The organism is Paucilactobacillus suebicus DSM 5007 = KCTC 3549 (genome assembly GCF_001434475.1).
Classification (GTDB): Bacteria; Bacillota; Bacilli; order Lactobacillales; family Lactobacillaceae; genus Paucilactobacillus; species Paucilactobacillus suebicus.
Genome location: NZ_AZGF01000064.1, coordinates 1 through 1,800 on the forward strand (window position 1 = coordinate 1; position 1,800 = coordinate 1,800).

3 protein-coding genes are annotated in these 1,800 nt (G+C 41.7%); all 3 read right to left on the bottom strand.

Translation table 11 applies throughout. The features are described from left to right. Positions 1–79: 79 nt before the first annotated feature. Positions 80–292, bottom strand: a complete 213-nt coding sequence (locus FD16_RS12410) for a hypothetical protein (protein ID WP_010623348.1) — start codon at positions 290–292, stop codon at positions 80–82. Next, the gene (locus FD16_RS12415; RefSeq protein WP_010623347.1) at positions 289–1,434 is read right to left on the bottom strand and encodes a hypothetical protein; all 1,146 of its coding nucleotides are present in this window, start codon (positions 1,432–1,434) and stop codon (positions 289–291) included. Before FD16_RS12415 ends, FD16_RS12410 begins: the two co-directional genes overlap by 4 nt. A 19-nt stretch (positions 1,435–1,453) precedes the next feature. Next, positions 1,454–1,800, bottom strand: a 347-nt coding sequence (locus FD16_RS12960) for a hypothetical protein (RefSeq protein ID WP_056938575.1), incomplete at its 5' end; no start/stop codon positions are given.

Below are 1,800 nucleotides of genomic sequence, written 5' to 3' on the forward strand. Positions count from 1 at the left end.
CACCAATCCCGATCACTACTAAAAAAGCCACTGCAGATGCAATGACTAATCGTTTAATCTTATTCAATTTTGTACCTCCTTATTGCACGTTGCTATTATCTACGGTAGCTGATACCTGTGCAGTTTTGTAGGCTGTAATCGCATCGGATACCTGAGTAACCTGAGCTTGAGTAATCAGTGATTTTACTAGATAATTGCCAGCGTATACAGTTGCTAAGTCCGATGAAATCAATCCGTTATCAATACTACTAATCAACCCTTCTGTTAAAAATTCGCTTAAATCAAAACTCATAAAGAACCCCCTAACGCTACAATAGCAGCTTGTATTTTTGCGTAATCTGATTGAGTCAAAATTTCTGATGGATTAGGACACCAATCAGTTGCTACGCTACCTTTTTCCAGTTTCATTTTTTTAAATCTAAATAGACTACTAGAAGCGTAATCATAATTCTGTAAACTGAAAAATACGCCAGTAGCTCCAACAGGGATAGTAAAGGTATGTGAAAATGGTGTGAATACTGATCCATCACTAACAGGTATCCCTAAATCACCTAGGTCACTCCCGCTCCAGTTACTTCCGGTACCATATTGTGCTCTAAACTTTAGTTCGCCTGATGTATGGCTGCCACTGCCAGATAAAGTGTAAGTTTCTCCCGGAGTTAATCCATATAAGTTATTAGTGTCAGCCTGCATAAACCGGTAGTAAAACTCATCAGGAACAGGAGTAGTTACTTGCTCATAGCTATCAGTTCTACTATATACACCATATATAGTAGGAGTAGTTCCTTGCACCACTGTTCTTCCGTTAGTCGATGAACTGGAGGTATTGATTAATAAGTTAATCCCAACTGCACTATTATCAACTTGCGTTTGGAGTTCAACAAAAGCTGGTGCTGCGGTCAAACCATCATTATCAACGCTTCCTGTATCACCTGTATCGCCTTTGTCACCCTTATCCCCTTTAAAATAGCCGCTAGTCACTTTGTCTTGCAAATCCTTTTGCAGATCGTCGAACTTAGCTTCGAAGTCAGCTAGAGTGAGCGTTGTAATTACAGTTGATGTCGCTGTCATAATATTTTTTTTGATTGAAAAACCAATCACACTTGGATAACTTGTATCTGGATAGATAGCTGTATTTCCATGAGCGTCATCAATCCAGACTTCTAGTAGATACTGTCCAACTGGCAATTCGCTAGAAATCTTACTGTCGATCACAACATCAATTCTCCCGTCGGTTGGGTGTAGTAAACTAGAAACAGCTACATCGATTTCCGTTAGAAAACCTGCTGTGTTTCCGATCTTAACTGTAACTGACGTGGCTTTGGACAAGTCCACAGGCTGATCTAATTCGGTTACTCGTAGTGAGAGAGTGTCACTAGAATCGCCTAACTTAATCGACTGTGGACTATCGCTCGTGAAAGTTAGATTGCGCATAGTAGTCCTCCTTTCCTCCTTATTGAGCTTGTGTGAGGCTCGTTACCTTGGCTTGTGCGGTTGCTAAATCAGCTTGCGCTTGTTTGAGTTCAGCAGCTTTCTTTTCGGCTTCCGTTTCAGTCTCTGTTTCCGCAGTGGCTTGCGTATAGGTTGCTAAGGTCCCATCTGCGGTTAATGAGGCATACGCTGATTCAACAGCATTGGTAATCGTCGTTTCGTCAATGGTGGTAAAGCCGAGATTCTTTAATGCAGTTTCGACAATCTTGCCAGCCTTAGACTTCTTTACTTCACCCTCGATATATGTGGTCACACCGAGCTTTTGCATCGCCACTACGGCGTCCTTAGCAAGCGTGGGTAAGATGTCCA